Origin of the sequence: Pontixanthobacter rizhaonensis, from assembly GCF_012972675.1 — a bacterium.
Classification (GTDB): domain Bacteria; phylum Pseudomonadota; class Alphaproteobacteria; order Sphingomonadales; family Sphingomonadaceae; genus Pontixanthobacter; species Pontixanthobacter rizhaonensis.
Genome location: NZ_JABCRE010000002.1, coordinates 1,411,686 through 1,434,137 on the forward strand (window position 1 = coordinate 1,411,686; position 22,452 = coordinate 1,434,137).

Consider the following 22,452-nt stretch of genomic DNA (forward strand, 5'->3'; position numbering starts at 1 on the left):
CGCCTGCATAATTGCGGCGTTAACCCTATAAATGCAATTGCGAACTATTTGCAAAGATAGTTTGGAATTCCATAGCTTTACGGTTGCAATACCTCTTTTGCGGGCTTAATTCCGTTCACCTACGCTAGGGGCGCTTCTACGCGGGACGATGGGCGCACCACACAGCAGGCTTAAACTGGTCCCGCGTGCTTGGAAGGACACTCCCGGAATATGGCCAATACTGGACGTAATAAGATCGCTCTTATCGGCTCTGGCATGATTGGTGGCACTCTCGCCCACCTCGCCGCGAAGAAAGAAATGGGCGACATCGTCCTGTTCGACATCGCTGAGGGTATGCCGCAAGGCAAAGCATTGGATCTGTCGCAGTGTGGCCCGGTTGAAGGCTTCGACGCGAAGATCACTGGTTCCAACGATTATGCCGATATTGCGGGCGCAGATGTCATTATCGTAACCGCAGGTGTACCGCGCAAGCCGGGCATGAGCCGTGATGATTTGCTCGGCATCAACCTGAAAGTGATGAAGGCGGTCGGCGAAGGCATCAAGAACAACGCGCCTGACGCATTCGTGATCTGCATCACCAACCCGCTCGATGCGATGGTTTGGGCGCTGCGCGAATTTTCAGGTCTGCCGCACAATAAAGTGGTCGGCATGGCGGGCGTTCTGGATAGCGCACGTTTCGCGACTTTCCTCGCTTGGGAATTTGACTGCTCGGTCAAGGATGTGAACGCTTTCGTTCTGGGCGGCCACGGCGACACCATGGTTCCGGTTCTGTCTTATTCCACCATCAACGGCATCCCGGTGAAGGATATGGCGAAGATCAAGGGCATTTCCGAAGACCGCCTCGACGCAATTGTACAGCGTACCCGTGCTGGCGGCGGCGAGATTGTGAAACTGCTCGGCAATGGCTCCGCCTATTACGCGCCGGCAACCTCCGCGATCGCAATGGCCGAAGCCTATCTCGGTGATCAAAAACGCATCCTGCCATCTGCATCCTATGTGACGGGCAAATACGGCGTTGACGGCATGTATGTCGGCGTTCCGACAGTAATCGGCGCGGGCGGCACTGAGGACGTGGTCGAAATTGAACTGACCGAGGATGAGAAAACCAACCTCAAGGTCTCGACCGACGCGGTCGAGGAATTGCTCGAGGCGTGCAAGGCGCTGGATAGCTCGCTGGCGTGAAGGCGTTAGGCTCCCTCCTACTTGCATCCGGACTAATCGGAATGAGCACTCCTGCAACCGCACAGGATTACCCATTCGAGGAGTGGGCGAGCCTCTGGCAGAAGACCTGCGGGTCGCTCGACGCTGCTATTGCTGTGATCGACGACCCGGAGGCACATGGATGGAAAAATGCCGACGCTGACGTGGACGAACCGGCAGCGCGCATCATTGAAACCGCAACCATGAGCGCCCAAGCAAGCTCGGAAGAAGCCAAGCTCACTGGTCTTTATGTCATGCGGCAGTCGACCAACGGCGGAAAGGCTCTGGCGGCATTCCAAGAGATGCAGTTTGTTGATGAGCCCGACAGCTACCTAATGGCCTGCACCATCTACGACGTAAACGCGCCTGCGATGACCATCGAAGACCTCGCCCGGCTTTCTTCGGAGCGACCGTTTACGGACGTTTCAGCGAACGGTCTAACCGTGATCGAATGGCCTGAAGGTGCTGAAGGGTCGGGCCGCATCAAGATGACCGCTGGCAGTATCCCGCAAGATCATCCGGGCGCTGCGCTTCTGCAAAGTGGCCTCGTCCTAAAGACACAATTCGTTTTCTCGGAGACATATGAATGAGCATCCTCGTAAACAAAGACACCAAAGTTATTACTCAAGGCATGACCGGTGAAACCGGCACATTCCACACCCAGCAAGCGCTCGATTACGGGACGCAGATGGTGGGCGGCGTGACGCCTGGCAAAGGCGGCACAACGCATATCGGTCTGCCCAATTTCAACACAGTGCGTGAAGCGGTTGCGGAAACCGGCGCGACGGCATCCTGCATTTACGTGCCGCCACCCTTCGCAGGTGACGCGATCTGCGAAGCTATCGATGCAGAGGTTGAGCTGATTATCGCGATTACCGAAGGTATTCCGGTTCTCGACATGGTCAAAGTGAAGGCCGCGCTTGAAGGTTCCAAATCGCGCCTGATCGGCCCGAACTGCCCCGGCGTTCTGACCCCGAACGAGTGCAAGATCGGCATTATGCCGGGCAAAATCTTCCAGAAGGGGTCTGTCGGCGTTGTCTCACGCTCCGGCACGCTCACTTATGAAGCTGTGCACCAGACAACGATGGTCGGCCTTGGCCAGACCACAGCGGTTGGCATTGGCGGTGACCCCGTCAACGGTACCAACTTTATCGACGTGCTCGACTTATTCCTTGATGATGAGGAAACCAAGTCGATGATCATGATCGGTGAAATTGGCGGCAGCGCGGAAGAAGAAGCCGCTGAATTCCTGAAGCAAGAAGCTGCCAAAGGCCGCAGCAAGCCGACCGTCGGCTTTATCGCTGGCCGTACAGCGCCTCCGGGCCGCCGTATGGGCCATGCCGGTGCGATTGTTTCGGGCGGCAAAGGCGGCGCGGATGATAAAATCGCGGCGATGGAAGCTGCGGGTATCCGCGTATCGCCATCACCAAGCGAGCTGGGCACCACGCTCGACGCGATGCTGAAAGAAATGGCCTGAGGTCAAGCGGGCGGATGCTAGCCGTAATGTTGTGCATCCGCCCACTCCCGGCCTTCCCGTTCTCTACTCCCCAGGGACACGTTCATGAATAAGCCCACCTCCTCCCTCATTCCCGACCTTCCCGATCAGGAAGGCCCGCAGCCGGGCCCTTCTTGGGGTAACGCCAAATGGCTCAATCAAGTGAGCGGAGCGGGTGAGGATCTTGCGCAGGCAATGGACCCGACGCAGATGTCGCTGGATCAGTTGAAGGGCGCGGTCGAGAAGGCGGCCAAGCAGGCAGGCAAGCCGCTCGATAAAGATGCGCTCCAGCACGCGGCTGATATTTCGAACAAGGCGATGACATTGGTCCGCCTCTACCGTGTACGCGGGCATATGGCGGCTGATCTTGATCCGCTTGGTCTGTCCGATCACGGCAAAGTCGATGATCTCACTCTCGAATTCCACGGCCTTGCGGGCATGGAAGATGAAGAGGTTTACGTTAGCGACGTTCTTGGCCTTGAATGGACGACTATCGGCAAGCTGTATGCGCGCCTGCGCGAGGTATATTGCGGCAATGTCGGGCTGGAATATATGCACATCGCCGACACGGAGGAACGCCGGTTCCTGCAGGATAAGTTTGAAAGCCCCGGTGAGACGATCCAATTCAGCCCCGAAGGCAAGAAAGCCATTCTGGGCGCGGTTATCCGCGGCGAGCAATATGAAGCGTTTCTCGGCAAGAAATATGTCGGCACCAAGCGTTTCGGCCTCGATGGCGGCGAAAGCATGATCCCTGCGCTGGAAGCGGTGATCAAACATGGCGGCCAATTGGGCGTGCGCGAAATTATTTACGGCATGGCACACCGGGGCCGTTTGAACGTCCTCGCCAATGTGATGGCCAAGCCATATAAAGTGATCTTCCACGAATTTTCCGGCGGCAGCGCCAGCCCGGAAGATGTCGGCGGATCGGGCGATGTGAAATATCACCTCGGCACCAGCACGGACCGTGCGTTCGATGATATCGAAGTGCATATGTCGCTGGTCCCCAACCCCAGCCACTTGGAAGCGGTCAACCCTGTTGTCCTCGGCAAAGTCCGCGCCCAGCAAGCGATCCGTGATGATCTGGATGCACACGCGGAAGTTCTGCCGGTGCTGATCCACGGTGATGCCGCTTTTGCTGGCCAAGGCGTGGTGTGGGAATGCCTTGGCCTGTCGGGCGTGCGCGGTTATGACACTGGCGGCTGCATCCACTTTATCATCAACAACCAAATCGGGTTTACCACCAGCCCCAAATTCGCGCGCAACAGCCCCTACCCCTCTGATGTGGCGAAAGGCGTTCAGGCCCCGATCCTGCACGTAAATGGCGACGATCCAGAGGCGGTGACATTCGCGTGTAAGCTGGCTGTGGAATACCGCCAGAGATTTGGCCGCGATGTGGTGATCGATATGTGGTGCTATCGCCGCTTCGGCCACAATGAAGGCGACGAACCAAAATTCACCCAGCCGCTGATGTATGATGAAATTCGTAAGCACCCCAAGGTCAGCAAGGTCTATCAAGACCGGCTGATCGCGGAAGGTGAGATCGAGGAAGGCTTTGCCGATGGTTTGGTGAAGGAATTCACCGATCACCTCGAAGAAGAATTTCAGGCCGCTAAGAGCTACAAACCGAATGAAGCGGATTGGTTCGCGGGGCGTTGGAGCGGCTTGCACAAACCCGCCGATGCGGAAAGCGCACGGCGCAATATCGAAACGGCGGTTTCGGATAAGCTGTTCGACAGTCTTGGCCGCACGCTGACAACCGTTCCTGATGATGTGACGATCCACAAAACACTGGGCCGCGTGCTGAAAGCCAAGGCCGAAATGTTTGAAAACGGGCAGGACTTTGACTGGGCAACCGGTGAAGCGCTGGCCTTTGGCAGCCTGGTGACCGAGGGATATGGCGTGCGCCTGTCCGGTCAAGACAGCGGACGCGGCACATTCAGCCAACGTCACGCGGTGTGGATCGACCAGAAAACCGAAGATAAATACATCCCCCTCTCCACTCTGCCGCATGGCAAGTTTGAGGTCTATGACAGCACGCTCAGTGAATATGGCGTGCTGGGCTATGAGTATGGTTTCGCGATGGCGGACCCGAAAACACTAGTCCTGTGGGAAGCGCAATTTGGTGATTTCGCCAATGGCGCGCAGATCATGATCGATCAGTTCATTGCGAGCGGTGAAGCAAAATGGCTGCGGGCCAATGGTCTCGTGATGCTGTTGCCGCACGGATATGAAGGCCAAGGGCCAGAGCACTCTTCCGCCCGACTCGAACGGTTCCTGCAACTCTGCGCGAACGACAATATTCAAGTGTGCAACATCACCGAACCGGCCAATTACTTCCACGTATTGCGCCGTCAAATGCTGCGTCCGTTCCGCAAACCATTGGTCATAATGACGCCGAAAAGCTTGCTGCGGCATCCCATGGCGAAAAGCCCGGCGAGCGACTTTACCGGCGATAGCCACTTCATGCGCATATTGTCTGACCGGACTGAAATTGCGGATGAGAAGGTGAAACGTCTGATCCTGTGTTCCGGCAAGGTCGCCTATGATCTGATCGAGAAGCGCGATGCCGAAGGGCTGGATGATGTATCTATCGTGCGGCTGGAGCAGCTCTATCCGTTCCCGGGCGAACCGCTGGCTGTCAGGCTTAAACGCATGACCAACCTGCAAGAAATTGTCTGGTGTCAGGAAGAACCGCAAAATAACGGCGCGTGGACCTTTGTTGACCGCCTGATTGAAGATGCGGCAAATGCTGCCGGAAAATCAATGCGGCCAATCTATGCCGGACGCGATGCGGCGGCATCTCCGGCCACTGGCCTCGCCAAGCGCCATCAGGAACAGCAGGAAGCGCTCGTCGCGGATGCTCTCGATCTCAAGTCTAACTCTTCTGGCAAGAAGGCCTAAGGAAACATATTATGGCCACTGAAATTACAGTCCCCGCACTCGGAGAGTCGGTTACCGAAGGAACCATCGGCGAATGGCTAAAACAGCCCGGCGATGCTGTTGCCGTGGATGAACCGATCGCAAGTCTGGAAACAGACAAAGTTGCAATCGAAGTGCCTTCTTCCGTCGCCGGCGTGATGAGCGCGCACAAGGCCGAAGTCGGCGATACAGTCGAAGTTGGCGCGGTTATCGCGATCATCGAAGCAGGCGGTTCTGCCGCTGCTGCACCCGCCACACCGGAACCGGCGGCCAAAACTGCCGCATCGGCATCGACAACGACCGAGAGCAGTTCCGACGTTTCGCAAACATTGTCGCCCGCCGTCCGCCGCGCAGTTCTGGAACACGGCATTGATCCTTCCACCGTGAAGGGCACCGGCAAAGATGGTCGCCTGACTAAGGAAGACGTGATCGCCGCCGCCAAAGCAAAAGGCGATACGCCTGCACCGGCCCCCGCCGCTGCCTCCGCCTCCGCAGCGCCAGCACAAGCGGCCGCGCCAACCTCCGCTCCTGCGGGAACCCGCAACACAGAGCGCGTCCGGATGACCCGTTTGCGCCAGACAATCGCCAAACGCCTGAAAGGCGCACAAGATACCGCCGCGCTGCTCACCACATTTAATGATGTGGATATGACCGCCGTCATCGAAGCGCGGGCCAAATACAAAGACCTGTTCGCCAAGAAGCATGACATCAAGCTGGGCTTTATGGGCTTCTTCGCCAAGGCAGCGCATCTGGCATTGAAAGACGTGCCGAGCGTCAACGCGCAAATCGACGGTGATGAAATTGTCTATCACGACTATGTCGATATTTCAGTCGCCGTCAGTGCGCCCAATGGCCTCGTCGTTCCCGTTGTCCGCGATGTCGATAAGAAGGGCTTCGCCCAGATCGAGAAAGACATCGCTGATTTCGGTCGCCGCGCCCGCGATGGTTCGTTGACGATGGATGATATGTCTGGTGGTACCTTCACCATTTCCAATGGCGGTGTGTTTGGCAGCCTGATGTCCACCCCGATCATTAACCCGCCGCAAAGCGCCGTGCTTGGCCTGCACCGGATCGAAGATCGCCCGGTTGTGGTCGATGGTGAAGTGGTGGTGCGCCCGATGATGTATATTGCCTTGTCTTACGATCACCGTCTGATCGATGGCCGCGAGGCTGTAACCGCACTCAAAATTATCAAAGACGCAATCGAAGATCCGACACGGATGCTGATCGACCTATAGGATACGAATAATGGCTGACCATTCATACGACTACGATTGCCTGGTAATTGGCGCTGGCCCGGGCGGCTATGTCGCCGCCATTCGCGCCGCACAATTGGGTCTGAAAACCGCCTGCGTGGAAAGCCGCGAAACATTGGGCGGTACGTGCCTCAATGTGGGCTGTATCCCATCCAAGGCGTTACTCCACGGCTCTGAGCTGATGGACGAAGCCAATAATGGTCACATGGCAACATGGGGCCTGAAGGCCAATGTCGAGCTCGATCTGGATGCCATGATGGCGGAAAAGACGAAGGCTGTGGGCGAGCTTACGGGCGGAATCGAGTTCCTGTTCAAGAAGAACAAAGTCACGTGGATCAAAGGCCATGCGACCTTCAAAGACGGTCACAGCGTTACCGTTGGTGACGACACGGTGACCGCGAAAGACATCATCATCGCAACCGGCTCCAGCGTTACCCCGCTGCCCGGTGTCGATGTCGATAATGCTGCCGGACGGATTGTGGATTCCACAGGCGCTCTCGAATTGTCCGAAGTGCCGGAACATCTTGTCGTGATCGGCGGCGGCGTGATCGGTTTGGAACTGGGTTCCGTTTGGCGGCGTTTGGGCGCGAAAGTCACCGTCGTTGAATATCTCGATATGCTGCTGCCGGGCATGGACAAAGACGTTCGCAAAGAAGCTGGCCGCATCTTCAAGAAACAGGGCATGGACCTGAAATTGAAGAGCAAGGTCACTGGCGCTTCGGTCAAAGGGAAAACGGTTTCTCTTACCGTAGAACCAGCTGCCGGCGGAGAGGCAGAAACCATCGAGGCCAGCCATGTGCTGGTGTCAATCGGTCGCCGTCCCAACACCGACAAACTCGGCCTTGAGAATATCGGTATTGAAACCAACAAGCGCGGCCAGATTGAAGTGGATCATGACTTCCGCACGCCAGTCGATGGCGTTTGGGCAATCGGCGATGTCGTACCCGGCCCGATGCTTGCCCACAAAGCCGAGGATGAGGGCATTGCTTGTGCAGAAAACGTCGCTGGTCAAACCGGTATCATCAATCACGCAGTGATCCCCGGCGTGGTCTATACCATGCCGGAATTTGCTGATGTCGGCCTGACTGAAGAAGCCGCCAAAGAAGCCGGGCACACCGTCAAAGTGGGTAAGTTCCCGATGATGGCCAATAGCCGCGCCAAGGCAAACCGCGACACAGATGGTTTCGTGAAGGTTGTCGCAGATGCAGAGACTGACCGGGTTCTGGGCGTGCATATCGTTGCCAGCCTTGCGGGCACCATGATCGCGCAGGCAGCACAGGCAATGGAATTTGGCGCAACGTCAGAAGATATCGCCTATACGTGCCACGCACACCCAACCCATGCGGAAGCTTTGAAAGAAGCGGCAATGGCCGTGCAGGGCAAACCGATCCATATGTGATCGGTTGCTTTTGACCAATTTGGGCCCGCCCTCACCCATTCGCGAAAAATTGCCAGCAATGGCAGCGCTCGCATTACCGGTGTTGGCGGGCTTATTGTATCTGGCGCTGGCAAGCGCACCGCAAAATCATCTCATCATCAACGGCGCTGCTCTGGCCGCCGCGCTGCTGTGGGCGGCCTTCGGGCAAGGCCCGTCCACACTCGCATCGGCCCGGATCATGTGCGGGCTGCTGTTGGCTCTGCTCTATATTCCGTTGATCACGGGGCCCGATATAATCGGTGTTACGCGTTGGCTGCCGGTTGGCCCATTCATGCTCAACGCCGGCACATTGGCCTTTCCCGCGCTGGCAGTGCTGAGCGCGCGTGACGAACAGTACGCACCCGCCATACTGCTGTTGGCGCTATTCGCGGCATTGCTGCAACCGGATGCGGCATTGGGGTTCGCGATCACCTTTGCCGCTGCGGGGTTGCACGATGTGACCAAAGACTGGCGGATCGGCTTGGTCACTATCATAGGCTTTATCGCCAGCATCCTGATGGCCCTGCGCGGAGAGCTGCCGCCCCAACCCTTTGTTGAAAGAGTGCTGATCGACGCGCTGGCATCGATGCCGGCAGTCGCATCACTTTTGATCATCAGTCTTGTCGGCAGTTTCTGCCTTATACTGTTTGGTATCCACCTCCCTCGCCGCCAACGGTTTGCGCTGGCTGGCGCTATGTTCGGCTTTGTGATTACGGCGATGATGTCAAACTACCCCAGCATACTCATCGGCTATGGTGCCGCACCTATACTGGGCTTTGGTTTAGCCTTCGGCCTTGCTGTCCGGCGCAAAAAGGATTTAACTATTTAACATCAAGAGCTTGCGTTCCGCAATCCTTATGCAATACTTACGCAAAAGGGTGATGCTATGGGACTACCAATTCTTACCAGTGAACCGGGCGCGCAAGACATCGCGGCGCAGATACGCGATGGTAAGCTCTCGCCGAGCGAAGCGGTCGACCAAGCGATAAAACGGATCGAAGAGCTAGATGGCGACATCAATGCTGTTCCGGTGCGTGACTTTGACCGGGCACGCGCCGCCGCGAAGGAAATGGACTCCGTCACGCCATCCTATGACCGCCCATTATTCGGCGTCCCGATGACGATCAAAGAGAGTTTCGATATCGAAGGTTTGCCGACCAGTTGGGGGCATGAACAGTTCAAAGGCAACATCGCCAAAAGGGACGCAAAAGTTGTGCGCCAGCTAAAGGGTGCTGGTGCGATTTTTCTTGGCAAGAGCAATGTGCCACCGGACTTGGCCGATTGGCAGTCTAACAATCCGGTCTACGGCCAGACGCGCAACCCACACGATCATACGCGCAGCCCCGGCGGTTCCTCCGGCGGGGGCGCTGCTGCCGTTGCGGCGGGAATGGTGCCCTGTGAATACGGCACTGATATTGGTGGTTCTGTGCGTGTTCCGGCCCATTTTTGCGGCGTCTGGGGCCATAAATCCTCTTGGGGTCTGATCAGTAAACAGGGCCATGACCATCCGCAAATGTCAGGGCGTGACGCGCATGATGGCGTTCTTTCAATTGCCGGACCGATTGCCCGCAATGCGGATGATCTGGATCTACTTATCCGGATGACGGCGACAGTTTCTTTAGGAGAGGCTGGCAAGCCGCTGAAAAGCTGCAAGTTCTTGGTCATCGCCGATCAAACGGCAAGCCCGGTAGATGCTTCGGTAGCAGGCCCGATGGAGAACGCGCTGGCTGAACTGGAGAAGGCCGGCGTATCTATCGCACGCAGCAGCGATCTTATCCCTGATCTCGAACAACAACACGCTGACTATATGCGGATGCTCGGCATCGCGATGGCCCGGGGCGCACCGGGGCCCGACGGGAAACGGGCGAGCGCGACAGATTGGTTCGACTTGCTGGATATACAATGCCGCAGCGAATTGTCGTGGGCCGCACTGTTCCAAAAATTTGATTATGTCATCGCGCCCCCCGCGCCTGTGGTCGCGATCCCGCATGATGACCGGCCAGTCAGGGATCGAACGGTGTCGATTAACGGAACCGACCGGCCCTTTGCAGAGGTGTTTGCATGGGCGGGCATATCGACCTTTCCCAACCTGCCCGGCACAGTTCTGCCGGTGGGGGCGAGCGGCGGCCTGCCCACAGGATTGCAAATTATCGGTCCGCGCTGGTCCGACTTGGACTGTATTGCTATCGCACGCGCGGTTGGTGAGATTCTGCACCGCTAATACCTGTCTAAGGAAACCGAAATGCCATCGCATAATTGGATGCTGCGCGTCGCTCCTCCGCATATCCGGTTGGAATGCTTCCTTACGGCCTACTGCCGGAAAGCCGCATCCTTCGATGCTTGAACCAGTCGCTATCTTGACCCCTGTCGTCGATATTCTTGATCTGCTGGGCGTGGCCCTCTTCGCGCTCACCGGCGCATTGCTTGCAGCCAAGGAACGCCAGACATTTGTGACCATGGCATTCTTTGCTCTGGTAACGGGCGTGGGCGGCGGTACAATCCGGGATCTTCTGATTGATGCGCCTGTATTCTGGGTGGCGGATGCGTGGGTGGCTGCGATTTGTCTGGGCACCGCGGTCATCGCATGGTTCACGCCGACCAAGTGGTGGGACGGCAAGTTTCTCGATTACGCGGACGGGCTGGGTTTGACCGCCTATGCTGTTTTGGGCGCGGCAAAGGCCATGACATACGGAATACCGCCAGTCCCAGCAGCGATGATGGGTATTATCACAGGCTGCGTTGGCGGGATCATCCGTGATGTCGTCGCCGGACGGCCGTCAATTATCATGCGGCCAGAGCTTTACGTCACCGCAGCAGCCCTATCTGCATCCATCTGCGTCGCCGGAATGATGGCCAATCTGCCCAATGTGATCACATGGTCCGTCGCGACCACTGCCGGGTTTCTTCTGCGCGGCGTGGCCATCAGATACAATTGGGCCCTTCCCTCCTATAGAGAGGGAAAGGCCGGAATTGCTGATAGCGAATAAGAGCAGCCTATCGCCCGATAGGCCGGCGCAGACTTAACCGCCGAAGCCGTCTTCTTCATAATATTGGCCGTTTACCGGACCGCCGGGATAGGCGGGTTGGCCATTGCTAGGCGTTGTGCTGGGTACAGAGCCTTGGGCATCTGCCTGACGGCGCATTTCGGCATAACGGTCGGCGCTATGCTGGCGATCTTGGCCCTGATAATTTGCACCGCCTCCGGTGTAAGACACGCTCTGGCTGCCATAGGAAATATTGCTCACCCGGCCATCATTACCAATCTGGCAATTGAACCCTTCGCCATCATAGAGGCGTCCGGTGACATTCCAGCCAGCCCCGGTGCGATCGACCCCGTCGACGCTTTCCACACGCACGTCGCGCTCAATCTCTTGCAGGCACATATTGACTGCCCGGTCGAGGCCCTGTCCGCTATTGGACCGGCGCGGTTGATAGTTAGGCTGCGTTGACGGGTAACTGCGAGCATCACGGCGCGGCTTTGACGCGGCGCTGGCAATGGCAGCAATACCGCCCAGAATAAGTACACCTGCGATCACATCACCGGCATCCACTCCGCGATGGCGATGATGACGCCCGCGATAACGGCGGTAGCGGTCTGCATTCTCGCTATCAGCCTCGAATACAGAAAAGCCAGCCGGAGCAGTGCCTGCCGGTGCAACGGGTAAATCCGCAGCAGCAACCGGCACCGCGGCCATAGATAGGGCCGCCGTCATGGCTGCGATAGATGATAGAGTTTTGAAACGGGTCATAGTGTGCCCCCAGAATTGGTAGAAACGGCCTTTGCCGCGATTGTGACAACACTAGGCGGCCCAGGCTTGCTTCAGCCTGAACCGCCCGGTGGGATGGTTAGAGGGTTAAAATGCTACTCAACGCAGGCCGCGAATACCGCGATAGTTTAAGCCCTGCACACGGCCCCGCGATACATCGCAAGAGAACCGGCCGCGATCCGCGCCATAACCTCGACGGTCATATCCGCGCGATCCTTGGACCTCGATCCGGCCCTTTACGCGCCAGCCATAGCGGGTCCGTTCAACGTCACGGATTTGCGTGACATCGGCATAGCGGAAACCAGACCGGCGGGCATCGCGTTCAGCGGCGCGGATACAGCGTTCTACTGCGCGCTCTCCATTCCCGCGGCGGCGATCATAGCGGGCATCGTAGCGATTATCATGACGGTAGCCATCGCGGTACCGGTCACGCTTATTTCCGGAAGAGAGGATAGCTGCAAGTCCGCCGATGATCACGGCGCCAGCGATTACCTCGCCAGCACTAATCTTGTCATTGTGCCGATCACGGGCATAGGCTGGTGCAGCAGAAGTCACCGCCATCGCGCCTGCGGCGACGGCAACAACCGATTTTTTGGCAAGTGCTTTGGAAATGGTCTTCATGGGGTATTTCCTCGTTCTATGCCGGGGCAACATCGCCTCGACTTCAAACTCGGTATAGCCACCCCCCTATGTGAAGAGCCTGAATTACCCTTGCAGCAAATGTTCAGGAAAGTGCACACTTTCCTGAACGCTGCGTAATTTGGCTATTATTCACCCACGCCGGAAAGATCGAGACCGGTGTGGTATGCCAGGAAAGCCCCCACATCAGCCGCTTCTTCGATGGCCTTGTCCGTCGGTTTACCTGAACCGTGGCCAGCGCGGGTCTCGATGCGGATCAAATGCGGCTTGTCACCAATATCGGCAGCTTGCAGGGCTGCGGTATATTTGAAGCTATGGCCCGGTACCACGCGGTCATCCGTATCCGCCGTAGTGACCAAGATTGCCGGATAGTCAGTGCCATCCTGCACATTGTGGTACGGCGAATAGGACAGAAGCAGATTAAAGTCGGCCTCTTTCGATGGATAGCCATAATCATCGACCCAATACCGTCCGGCAGTAAAGCGATCAAAACGCAGCATATCCATTACGCCCACAGCCGGATGGGCTGCATCAACCAGGTCCGGGCGTTGATTGGTCACTGCCCCAACCAGCAATCCGCCATTGGAACCGCCTTCAATCGCCAGGCCATCCGGGGTCGTGATCCCGTTGGCCTTCAGATATTCACCTGCAGCGATGAAATCATCGAACACGTTCTGCTTGTTTTCGCGCCGGCCGCCATCGTGCCATGCTTTGCCATACTCTCCGCCGCCGCGAATATTGGCCAGCACATAGGCACCGCCGGCATCGAGCCAGGCAATCCGGGAGGGGTTGAAGCCCGGTGTCAGCGAGATATTAAACCCGCCATAGCCATATAATAATGTCGGGACCGCCTCGCCCGATGCAGCAATATCTGCCCGGCGGACGAGGAACATCGGCACCCGTGTTCCATCTTTGGAAGTGTAGAATTTTTGTTCTACTGTGTAGTCTTTGGGATTGAAGGCGACCTCGGGCCGCTCCCAAACAGAGCTCTCACCGCTTTCCAGATCATATTTATAGATCGCGGTTGGCTGGTTGAAGCTGGAGAAGGAGTAGAACACCTCTCTATCATCGGCATCACCGCCAAATCCGCCCGCGCTCCCGATGCCGGGCAAAGCTACTGTGCGGATCTCCGAACCGTCCAGCGCGTGGACACTGACTTCGCTTTTCGCATCGACCAGATATTCGGCGACCAGCTTGCCGCCAACCATCGACACACCATCAAGCTTCGTTTCCCGCTCAGGAATAATCACTTCACGGGCCAGATCGTCGCTGGTGATGTCAATTGCCACGACTTTCTGTAGCGGCGCATTCTCGTTGGTAACGAAGAAGAAACGCGGCCCCTTATTGCCGATATAGCTGAAATTGCTCTCAAACCCCGGGATGATCACGCGCGGTGTGCGGTCTTCCCCAGCAAGGTCAATCAAGGATACTTCATACCGGTCGTCAGTGCCGCTAGAAGAATAGGTGATCAAATAGGCGCCATCATTGCTGACCACGCCAACATTGTTCAGCTCCGGCCGATCAGCCGTTTCAAAGACCACCACATCATCCGATTGCGGCGTACCCAGCTTGTGAAAATACACTTTCTGATTGGTATTCAGCGCCTGGAATGTCTCGCCCTCTTCAGTGACAGGGAAACGGCTGTAATAGAAACCGGAACCGTCCTTCGCCCATTCCAATGCGGAAAACTTGATCCACTCGACCTTATCTTCCAGCACTTCGCCTGTGGCGACATCCAGCACGCGGGCTGTTCGCCAGTCGCTACCGCCATCTTGAATACCGTAGAGCAGCTTTGATCCGTCTTCCGTCGGCACCCAGCCCGCCAATGCGGTCGCGCCATCCTCAGCCCATTTATTAGGGTCAATCAGAACGCGCGGTTCACCGTCAAGGCCGTCCCGGACATAGAGCACGGATTGGTTCTGCAATCCGTCATTGCGGGAATAGAAGTAATTTCCGCCCTTCTCGACCGGGATGCCGAACCGTTCGTAATTATAGAGCTCTTTTATCCGCGCCTCATAGGCTTCGCGGCCCGGCAAGGCAGCCAGATAGTCTGCCGCCAATTCGCTTTGCGCTTTGACCCAGTCTGCCACTTTGGCGCTGTTGCGCACATCCTCTTCAAGCCAGCGATACGGATCAGCGACTTCATTCCCGAAAATTGTCTCAACAACATCACCGGTTTCGGATACGGGATAAGCGGGCAAAGGAACCTCATGATCATGGGCGGAAAGCGGGCCAGACACCGTCAATGCAGCGGCCGACGCAGCGAGTAAAAGGGTACGCAAGCGAGTTGGGGTACGCATCGTTCTCTCCGGAAATTTCTATTGGTTACCGATGTAATCAAATGACGGCGTATTACAATGTTTGCTGCCACACCATCTCTAACCGCGGACACTCCGCACCGATACGCAAAGAAAAAGGGCCAGCAAGTTTCCCTGCTGGCCCCTTTGGTGATTTGTGAAATGCGGCGCCTTACGCGTCGTCATCCTCATATTCATCAGTCATTACCGGGCCGCTATCTTGGCCTTTGGCGTCAACATCGCGGTCAACCAGTTCGATGACAGCCATCGGTGCGGCATCACTGCCGCGCAGGCCCGCTTTAATGATGCGTGTATAGCCGCCGTCGCGATCTGAATAACGCTCTGCCAGAACGTCAAACAGCTTCTTCAGTTGGGTTTGGTCAAGCAAACGGCTTTGCGCCAAGCGGCGATTGGACAGGCCGCCTTTTTTGGCAAGCGTGATCAGCTTTTCAATATAGGGGCGCAGTTCTTTGGCTTTTGGAAGCGTGGTGTGGATCTGTTCGTGCTTGATCAGCGCAGCTGACATATTGCGGAAAAGAGCCTTACGGTGGCCGGTTTTACGGCTCAAAGTACGCTGTGAAAGACCGTGACGCATAATGTATTCCTTTTAATGCTGACCCTTCTAAGCGGAAAAGCGCAAGCGGCTTTTCCTGAAGGGATCAGGCGTTCGTAAGGGGCCCGTATCAGGTAGCCCAGTGCTGGCGGCGCTTTCCCACTATCGGGAGGTGCGCCGCCGAAACCTGTTTTAACCGAGCAGCTCTTGTTCGAGCTTCTTGGCCATTTCTTCGATGTTCTCTGGCGGCCAGCCTGGGATATCCATGCCAAGGCGCAGACCCATGCTCGACAGCACTTCTTTGATCTCGTTCAGAGACTTGCGGCCAAAGTTTGGAGTACGCAGCATCTCTGCTTCGGTTTTCTGTACCAGATCGCCGATGTAGATGATGTTGTCGTTTTTGAGGCAGTTTGCCGAACGGACGGACAGTTCCAACTCGTCGACCTTCTTGAGAAGGTAACGGTTGAGCTGGTTCGCATCGTCTTCTTGCGGTGCAGCAGCCTGACCGATCATGGCGCTTTGCGGTTGCGGCACGCCATCTTCGAAGTGGACGAACAAAGTCAGCTGATCCTGAAGAATACGGGCAGAATATGCCACTGCATCTTCCGGAGAAACGGTACCGTCTGTTTCGACAGTCAAGCTGAGCTTATCGAAGTCCAGCTCTTGTCCAACACGGGCCTTGTCGACCTTGTAGCTGACCTGACGGACAGGTGAGTACAGCGAGTCAACCGGGATCAAACCGATCGGCGCATCTGCCGGGCGGTTTTGAACCGCGGGCACATACCCGCTGCCAACATCCGCTGTCAGTTCCATGTTAAAAGTCGCACCATCATCAAGATGACAGATGACCAGATCTTTGTTCATCACTTCGATGTCGCCAGAAACGGCAATATCGCCAGCTTTCACTTCAGCCGGACCAGTCATGGAAAGTTGAAGACGCTTAGGACCCTCGCCTTCCATTTTCAGCGCGATTTGCTTCACGTTAAGAACGATGTCGGTCACGTCTTCGCGCACACCAGCGAGCGAAGAGAATTCGTGAAGGACATTCTCGATCTTGATAGATGTAATTGCAGCACCCTGAAGGCTGGACAGCAATACGCGGCGCAGCGCATTGCCGAGCGTCAGGCCAAAGCCGCGCTCCAATGGTTCAGCGATAAAAGTGGCCTTGCGAGTTTTATCGCCGCCTTCTTTAATCTCCAGAGTGTTGGGTTTCTTGAGTTCCTGCCAGTTCTTCGTGTTGACGGACATGAAATTCCCCTAATTCGCTTTAAAGCGTGTTCAGATGCGGGCTGGACCGGTGTGCTGGGTGTCTGATCCCCAACATGTCCGGTCCGAAAAAACATGGCGGCCCCGCGCGGCACCGCCATGGTAATACGGATCAGACGCGGCGACGCTTAGATGGCCGAACCCCGTTATGCGGGATCGGTGTAACGTCACGGATCGACGTGATTGTGAAGCCCACTGCAGCAAGACCGCGCAGCGCACTTTCACGGCCCGAACCCGGGCCCTTCACTTCGACTTCCAGCGTACGGACGCCGTGTTCGGCTGCCTTCTTGCCGGCATCATCTGCTGCGACCTGTGCAGCGTAAGGAGTCGATTTACGGCTCCCCTTGAAACCCATCATACCAGCGCTGGACCAGCTAATTGCATTGCCCTGTGCATCGGTGATGGTGATCATGGTGTTGTTAAAGCTGGCATTGATGTGTGCAACACCGCTTGAAATGTTCTTTTTGTCGCGTTTTTTAACCCGACCTGCTTCGCGTGCCATAGTTTCGGTTTCCTAACTCTATCGGAAGAATGAATAAGCTGCTGCCTGCAATTAAGCGGCTGCGCTTACTTCTTCTTACCCGCGATTGGCTTCGCCTTACCCTTGCGGGTACGGGCATTGGTGTGCGTGCGCTGACCGCGAACGGGCAGACCATTACGATGACGCAAGCCGCGATAAGACCGGAGGTCCATCAGGCGCTTGATGTTCATCGCAGTTTGGCGACGCAAGTCACCTTCGACAGTGTGCGCTTCGTCAATCGCTTCGCGAATTGACAGCACTTCTGCGTCAGTCAGATCCTGCACCCGGCGGGTGTGATCCAGACCAAGCTGGTCGGCGATTTGGACAGCCGTTGTGCGGCCAATTCCGTGAATGTAGGTGAGCGCAATAATCACGCGCTTATTTGTGGGTAGGTTTACCCCGGCAATACGAGCCACTTACTTCTCCAATGCTCCACAAAGGCTCTGCACATATTCGCTTACCGAAGCTGTGCGCCCTCATCTCATAGCGATACACATCCGAAGCCTGCTTGCTGCTAACGCAAAAATCCGGTTGGCTCACAAAACTGCGGGCCTGCCGGATTTATCCGAGACTGACGAATGAACCGCGCGCTTAGTAGGATTCGCGCGCATGGTCAATACTAATGAGGAAGTCTTTGTTCGAAGGCGTAAAATGGGGCGATGTTACGCAATTTCAAGACGGCCTGGCCATTATGATCGCCGCTGCCCGATCAGATGTAAAACCTTCTGTTCAAAGGGGCGAAAGTAACAGTCCATTTACCACACAACGCCTAGATTAATCCCGTGATATTGCAACCGTCCCGTCTGCGCGCCTGGAGCGCCTGGCTATTGGCCGCATTGTGCGTATTCTGCGTGCAAGCCATTGCGCCATCTGCTGCCCATGCCGGCAGGCTGGAAGCAGGCACATTTACCGCCCATGATACGTTCGCCAGCCACGACCCGGTAAGAGTGAATTTTCAGCAAGCGTTTGATGTTCCCCCCGTTGTAATCGCGATTACATCCCAAGCAGGTAGCAACTCGGCCAGCATCAGAATCACCAACGTCACCACAACCGGTTTTGACGAGCTCGGCCTCGAACCCGACAATTGGGATGGACGCCATATCGCGATGGTAGTCTATTACATAGCTGTCGAGCCGGGTCGGCACGTCTTGCCGGATGGCTCTGTCATCGAAGCCGGGCGCACCACCACCACTGCCACACAGTTTGGCAGCGGATTTACAGGCGGCACCGCCAGCTGGGCGACCGTCAATTTCTCCAGCGCATTGCCGGGCACGCCAACTGTGATCCACCACTTGCAAACTGCCAACAGCGAAACGCGCGATGTCGCCAACGTTGCCTCGCGGCCGCATATCACCTCCGTGGCACAATCGCTTTCGCCGTCCAGCTTCCAGTTGGCGATTGATCGCAGTCAAGCCAATAGCGGCCCCTTCCCCTCCGCTGAAACGATCGGCTGGGTTGCATTCCCGGCAGGCGGGACCGGCACGTTTCCTGACACATCTGGCACGTCCGTCACGTGGAGCGCGGTCAACACTGCCGCCAATGTCAGGGGCTGGGATAATGGATGTTTTACAAACGGTTTTGGCCAGACAAGCGCAACACGGATTGCCGTCGCCAAAAAAATCTCGCGCAATAACCCTGATGGCGGGTGGTTCCGTTGGTGCAGCCTTAGCAGTACAACCATCGGAGTTCGGGTTGATGAAGACCGCGATCAGGACAACGAACGCGGTCTCTCAACGGCCGAGGCGGAACAGGCCGGCATCATTGCATTTTCGCGGGCTTTTCATGCGAACTTGTCCGCCAGCCTATCGGTTACCAAAACCCGTTCATCCATCGTCGATCCGCAGAGCCGCGGCTTTGCCTTGCCGGGGGCCTTGGTCGATTATCTGATTACCGTGACGAATGCAGGCAACGCGCCGCCCAATTATGACAGCGTCATTATAACCGAAGCCCTTCCGGCAAATATGGCTTTGGTCGTTGCGGATTATGCAGGGCCCGGTAGCGGCCCTGTCCCGTTTACCGATGGCTCTCCGGCCAGCGGCCTAACCTGCACATTCGTGTCGCTTGCCAGTGCAAGCGATTGCCTGTCCTTTTCGACCGACGGCACCAGCTTTAGTTATAGTCCGGTGGACTCTGGCGACGGCACAGACCCATTGGTGACCCATATCAGGATCCAGCCATCCGGGTTTATGGCCGCCGACACTGGCGCGGGCCCCAGCCAATTCCGCCTGAGGCTCCGCGGCCAGATCGACTAATGGCTTAGACTACGCCGAATGCCAGCATGGCGTCGGCAACTTTTTTGAAGCCCGCAATGTTGGCGCCTTTCACGTAATCAACATGGCCGGTGCCATCATCGCCATATTCGACGCATTTGTCGTGAATGCCCTCCATAAGCTCGGTCAGCATATCGCCAAGACGTTCTTGGTTCCAACTGATCCGCTCAGAATTCTGGCTCATTTCAAGACCTGACACGGCAACGCCGCCCGCATTCGCGGCTTTACCGGGGCCATACATAATCTTCGCATCATGGAAGACGTGCACACCCTCAAGCGTGGTCGGCATATTGGCACCTTCTGACACGCCTTGAACGCCGTTTTCGACAAGCGTTTTGGCTTCGTCCTCATTCAGTTCGTTCTGGGTTGCACATGGCAGCGCAAGATCACACTTCACGCCCCATGGACGGTCGCCTTCGTGATAGGAGGCGCCAGAAAACTCGTCGCAATATTCACTGATCCGGCCGCGCTTTACGGTTTTCAGATGTTTGATCCAATCGATCTTTTCTTGCGTAATGCCGTCGGGATCATGGATAAAGCCGCCGGAGTCCGACAGTGTCAAAACCTTGCCGCCCAGCTGTGTGATTTTTTCCGCCGCATGTGTCGCCACATTGCCCGAGCCGGAAATTACCGCCGTTTTCCCTTCAACATCTTCACCCTTATGTTTGAGCATATTCTGCAGGAAATACACGGCACCATAACCAGTCGCCTCTGGGCGCATCTGCGAACCGCCAAATTCGATAGCTTTGCCGGTCAGAACCCCTTCCCAGCGATTGGTGATCCGTTTGTACTGGCCGAACATATAGCCAATCTCGCGTCCACCAACACCGATATCGCCCGCAGGAACATCTGTATCTGGGCCAATATGGCGATAGAGTTCAGTCATAAATGCCTGACAAAAACGCATCACTTCGCTGTCGGACTTCCCGCGCGGGTTGAAGTTGGAACCACCCTTCCCCCCGCCCATCGGCAGGCCGGTAAGAGAGTTTTTGAAGGTCTGTTCAAAAGCGAGGAATTTCAGCACACTTTCCGTCACGCTGGGGTGAAAACGGATGCCGCCTTTATAAGGGCCAATGGCATTATTGTTTTGGACCCGCCAACCGCGCTGGACGCGGATGTTGTGGTTGTCATCTTCCCAGCAAACCCGGAATGATACCACCCGATCGGGTTCAGCAATGCGGCGGAGGATCTGGGCAGCGTGATATTCTTCTTTATCGTCGATAAAGCCGTAAACATCTTGCGCCACTTCTTGCACGGCCTGGATAAATTCCGTCTGTCCGGGATTACGCTTCTTCACACCCGCCATGAATGTGTCCAAGTCTACGTGGTCAGTGACTGCCATTTGTAATCCCCCTTTATGTCGGCCCAAAATTTTAAGCGCCGGTTATGCCATCATCCTATTGGTCGCCCAAATCAAAGTCGCCAAAGGCATCTTCGACAGAAACCTTGTCTTCCTTCTCTTTCGCCTCAGCATCCTCACTGGTTACATCCGTATCCGATGCGCTTGCTGGTTCTTCAGGCTCGGCTTTTGGCGCCGCTTCATCCGGCCCCTCCTCCGTTGATCCTTCGATAGAAGTGATCGGCTCCAGTTGCTTGGACAAACCTGACAATTGCTGGCTTACCACCGCATCAACGGCTTTCGCGATAACGGGAACATCAAACCGCATGTACCCACCGACAGCATATTCAAAGGTGACGGTTGTCCCCTCATCGCTTTCCGCCATTGTCACTGTTAGAATTCCGGTAACAGGCTCGCTCTGCAACGGGCCAAGGCTGCCGCGCATCCGCAAGGCTGTATCAGGTATCGATAGCAGCACGGTCATATGCTCGACACTGCCGGCAAGGCCGATCTTGCTGGCACTGTCATTGGCTGGAATGCGCTCACAGAAACAACCCCCTGCTTGCGGGGTCAGCATCATATTTGCAGCATCGCCGGAAAAGGTGTGGCTGGAATTCCACCACTCACCCGGTGAGATCAGCTTGAGCCACGTCTCGCGCGCAGTCGCCTTAACAGTCACACTATCCTTGGTGACGAAAGCGTCCGCTTCCTGCTCCACGACTTCCGCTTGTGCAGGCGCGGCAAAAGCCAATGCAGCGGCTAGCGCTGCAGAATATATTGGAATTCGCATCAAATCCTCCGTTACCGGCCTTCTATCCCAAGAAAGGCCAGCTTTGGAAAGGACCGAATACAGTTAGGTGAGAATTGCGTCCAATGCGGCGGTCACAGTTTCGATGCTATCCATGCCATCCACCCGGGTCACAATGCCGCGCGCTTCGTAGATTGGCAGGATCGGTGCGGTCTTACCGCGATATTCCTGCATCCGTTGACGGACAGTTTCTTCATTATCATCTGCGCGGCGTTTGAATTCTGTAGACCCGCATTTGTCGCACACGCCGTCCTTGGCGGGTTGCTTGTGACGGTCATGATAGCCGGTACCGCAATTGCCGCACGTGAAACGCCCAGTGATCCGGTCAACCAGCGCGTCTTCATCCACGCTCAGTTCAATCACATGGTCAAGCGACCGGCCATGCTTCGCCAGAATATCATCAAGCGACAGCGCCTGCGCTTCGGTCCGCGGGTAACCGTCAAAAATCGCGCCGGTTGTTTCCGGCATAGACGCCAGTTTGGCATCAATCATGGCCGAAACAATCTCGTCTGATACCAACTGGCCGGAATCCATCACATCAGCAACTTGGCGGCCCAGTTCCGTGTCTGCCTTGCGCGTTTCACGGAGCATGTCACCGGTAGAAAGCTGCAGCATCCCATGCTTTGCTTCCAAGTTCGCAGCTTGCGTACCTTTGCCTGCACCCGGAGGTCCCAGAAGAATGATGTTCACGCTAGAAACCCCTATT

20 protein-coding genes are annotated in these 22,452 nt (G+C 56.4%); 10 read left to right on the plus strand and 10 right to left on the minus strand.

Annotation, left to right across the window (positions count from 1 at the left end; translation table 11 throughout):
* Positions 1 to 210: 210 nt before the first annotated feature.
* The 9 genes from mdh to HKD42_RS06725 all read left to right on the plus strand — a co-directional run bounded on the left by mdh (position 211) and on the right by HKD42_RS06725 (position 11,274).
* Positions 211 to 1,182, plus strand: a complete 972-nt coding sequence (gene mdh, locus HKD42_RS06685) for a malate dehydrogenase (RefSeq protein ID WP_170011503.1) — start codon at positions 211 to 213, stop codon at positions 1,180 to 1,182.
* Between the two features lie 41 nt (positions 1,183 to 1,223).
* On the plus strand, positions 1,224 to 1,790 hold the full coding sequence (locus HKD42_RS06690; protein WP_170011505.1) for a hypothetical protein: 567 nt from the start codon (positions 1,224 to 1,226) through the stop codon (positions 1,788 to 1,790).
* Positions 1,787 to 2,677, plus strand: coding sequence for a succinate--CoA ligase subunit alpha (gene sucD, locus HKD42_RS06695; RefSeq protein WP_170011507.1), 891 nt, complete (start codon positions 1,787 to 1,789; stop codon positions 2,675 to 2,677). Before HKD42_RS06690 ends, sucD begins: the two co-directional genes overlap by 4 nt.
* Before the next feature lie 84 nt (positions 2,678 to 2,761).
* A complete protein-coding gene (locus HKD42_RS06700) occupies positions 2,762 to 5,596 on the plus strand; it encodes a 2-oxoglutarate dehydrogenase E1 component (RefSeq protein WP_170011509.1) in 2,835 nt (944 codons plus the stop codon).
* An 11-nt stretch (positions 5,597 to 5,607) separates the two neighbouring features.
* A complete protein-coding gene (gene odhB, locus HKD42_RS06705) occupies positions 5,608 to 6,852 on the plus strand; it encodes a 2-oxoglutarate dehydrogenase complex dihydrolipoyllysine-residue succinyltransferase (protein WP_170011511.1) in 1,245 nt (414 codons plus the stop codon).
* A gap of 10 nt (positions 6,853 to 6,862) precedes the next feature.
* Positions 6,863 to 8,269, plus strand: a complete 1,407-nt coding sequence (lpdA, locus tag HKD42_RS06710; protein WP_170011513.1) for a dihydrolipoyl dehydrogenase — start codon at positions 6,863 to 6,865, stop codon at positions 8,267 to 8,269.
* A gap of 58 nt (positions 8,270 to 8,327) precedes the next feature.
* Positions 8,328 to 9,116 carry a hypothetical protein gene (locus HKD42_RS06715; RefSeq protein WP_170011515.1) on the plus strand — a complete coding sequence of 263 codons (789 nt, stop codon included), beginning with the start codon at positions 8,328 to 8,330 and terminating at the stop codon, positions 9,114 to 9,116.
* A gap of 57 nt (positions 9,117 to 9,173) precedes the next feature.
* Entirely contained in the window at positions 9,174 to 10,508 is a 1,335-nt protein-coding gene (locus tag HKD42_RS06720) for an amidase family protein (protein ID WP_170011517.1), read from the plus strand.
* 115 nt (positions 10,509 to 10,623) lie between these two features.
* Positions 10,624 to 11,274, plus strand: a complete 651-nt coding sequence (locus HKD42_RS06725; protein ID WP_170011519.1) for a trimeric intracellular cation channel family protein — start codon at positions 10,624 to 10,626, stop codon at positions 11,272 to 11,274.
* Between the two features lie 33 nt (positions 11,275 to 11,307).
* On the opposite strand, the gene HKD42_RS13225 is transcribed toward HKD42_RS06725, so the two are convergent.
* The 7 genes from HKD42_RS13225 to rpsM form a co-directional block, all read right to left on the minus strand.
* Complete coding sequence (locus HKD42_RS13225; RefSeq protein ID WP_211483499.1) at positions 11,308 to 12,036, minus strand: hypothetical protein; 729 nt, start codon at positions 12,034 to 12,036, stop codon at positions 11,308 to 11,310.
* A 117-nt stretch (positions 12,037 to 12,153) separates the two neighbouring features.
* Positions 12,154 to 12,675 carry a hypothetical protein gene (locus tag HKD42_RS06735; RefSeq protein ID WP_170011521.1) on the minus strand — a complete coding sequence of 174 codons (522 nt, stop codon included), beginning with the start codon at positions 12,673 to 12,675 and terminating at the stop codon, positions 12,154 to 12,156.
* Positions 12,676 to 12,821: 146 nt separating this feature from the next.
* Positions 12,822 to 14,993 (minus strand): prolyl oligopeptidase family serine peptidase, encoded by a 2,172-nt coding sequence (locus HKD42_RS06740; RefSeq protein WP_170011523.1) that lies wholly within the window; start codon positions 14,991 to 14,993, stop codon positions 12,822 to 12,824.
* 169 nt (positions 14,994 to 15,162) lie between these two features.
* Positions 15,163 to 15,585 (minus strand): 50S ribosomal protein L17, encoded by a 423-nt coding sequence (gene rplQ, locus HKD42_RS06745; RefSeq protein WP_170011525.1) that lies wholly within the window; start codon positions 15,583 to 15,585, stop codon positions 15,163 to 15,165.
* Positions 15,586 to 15,735: 150 nt separating this feature from the next.
* Positions 15,736 to 16,791, minus strand: a complete 1,056-nt coding sequence (locus HKD42_RS06750) for a DNA-directed RNA polymerase subunit alpha (RefSeq protein ID WP_170011527.1) — start codon at positions 16,789 to 16,791, stop codon at positions 15,736 to 15,738.
* Positions 16,792 to 16,921: 130 nt separating this feature from the next.
* A complete protein-coding gene (gene rpsK, locus HKD42_RS06755) occupies positions 16,922 to 17,311 on the minus strand; it encodes a 30S ribosomal protein S11 (protein ID WP_170011529.1) in 390 nt (129 codons plus the stop codon).
* Between the two features lie 65 nt (positions 17,312 to 17,376).
* Positions 17,377 to 17,745 (minus strand): 30S ribosomal protein S13, encoded by a 369-nt coding sequence (gene rpsM / locus HKD42_RS06760; protein WP_170011531.1) that lies wholly within the window; start codon positions 17,743 to 17,745, stop codon positions 17,377 to 17,379.
* A gap of 411 nt (positions 17,746 to 18,156) precedes the next feature.
* Here rpsM and HKD42_RS06765 point away from each other — a divergent pair, with 411 nt between their 5' ends.
* Complete coding sequence (locus HKD42_RS06765; RefSeq protein ID WP_170011533.1) at positions 18,157 to 19,581, plus strand: H-type lectin domain-containing protein; 1,425 nt, start codon at positions 18,157 to 18,159, stop codon at positions 19,579 to 19,581.
* Between the two features lie 4 nt (positions 19,582 to 19,585).
* Here the strand turns inward: HKD42_RS06765 and gdhA are convergent, their stop codons facing one another.
* The 3 genes from gdhA to HKD42_RS06780 form a co-directional block, all read right to left on the minus strand.
* Complete coding sequence (gene gdhA / locus HKD42_RS06770) at positions 19,586 to 20,941, minus strand: NADP-specific glutamate dehydrogenase (protein ID WP_170011535.1); 1,356 nt, start codon at positions 20,939 to 20,941, stop codon at positions 19,586 to 19,588.
* Between the two features lie 55 nt (positions 20,942 to 20,996).
* Positions 20,997 to 21,728, minus strand: a complete 732-nt coding sequence (locus tag HKD42_RS06775; RefSeq protein ID WP_211483500.1) for an SRPBCC family protein — start codon at positions 21,726 to 21,728, stop codon at positions 20,997 to 20,999.
* A 63-nt stretch (positions 21,729 to 21,791) separates the two neighbouring features.
* Complete coding sequence (locus HKD42_RS06780) at positions 21,792 to 22,436, minus strand: adenylate kinase (protein ID WP_170011537.1); 645 nt, start codon at positions 22,434 to 22,436, stop codon at positions 21,792 to 21,794.
* Between the last annotated feature and the right edge of the window lie 16 nt (positions 22,437 to 22,452).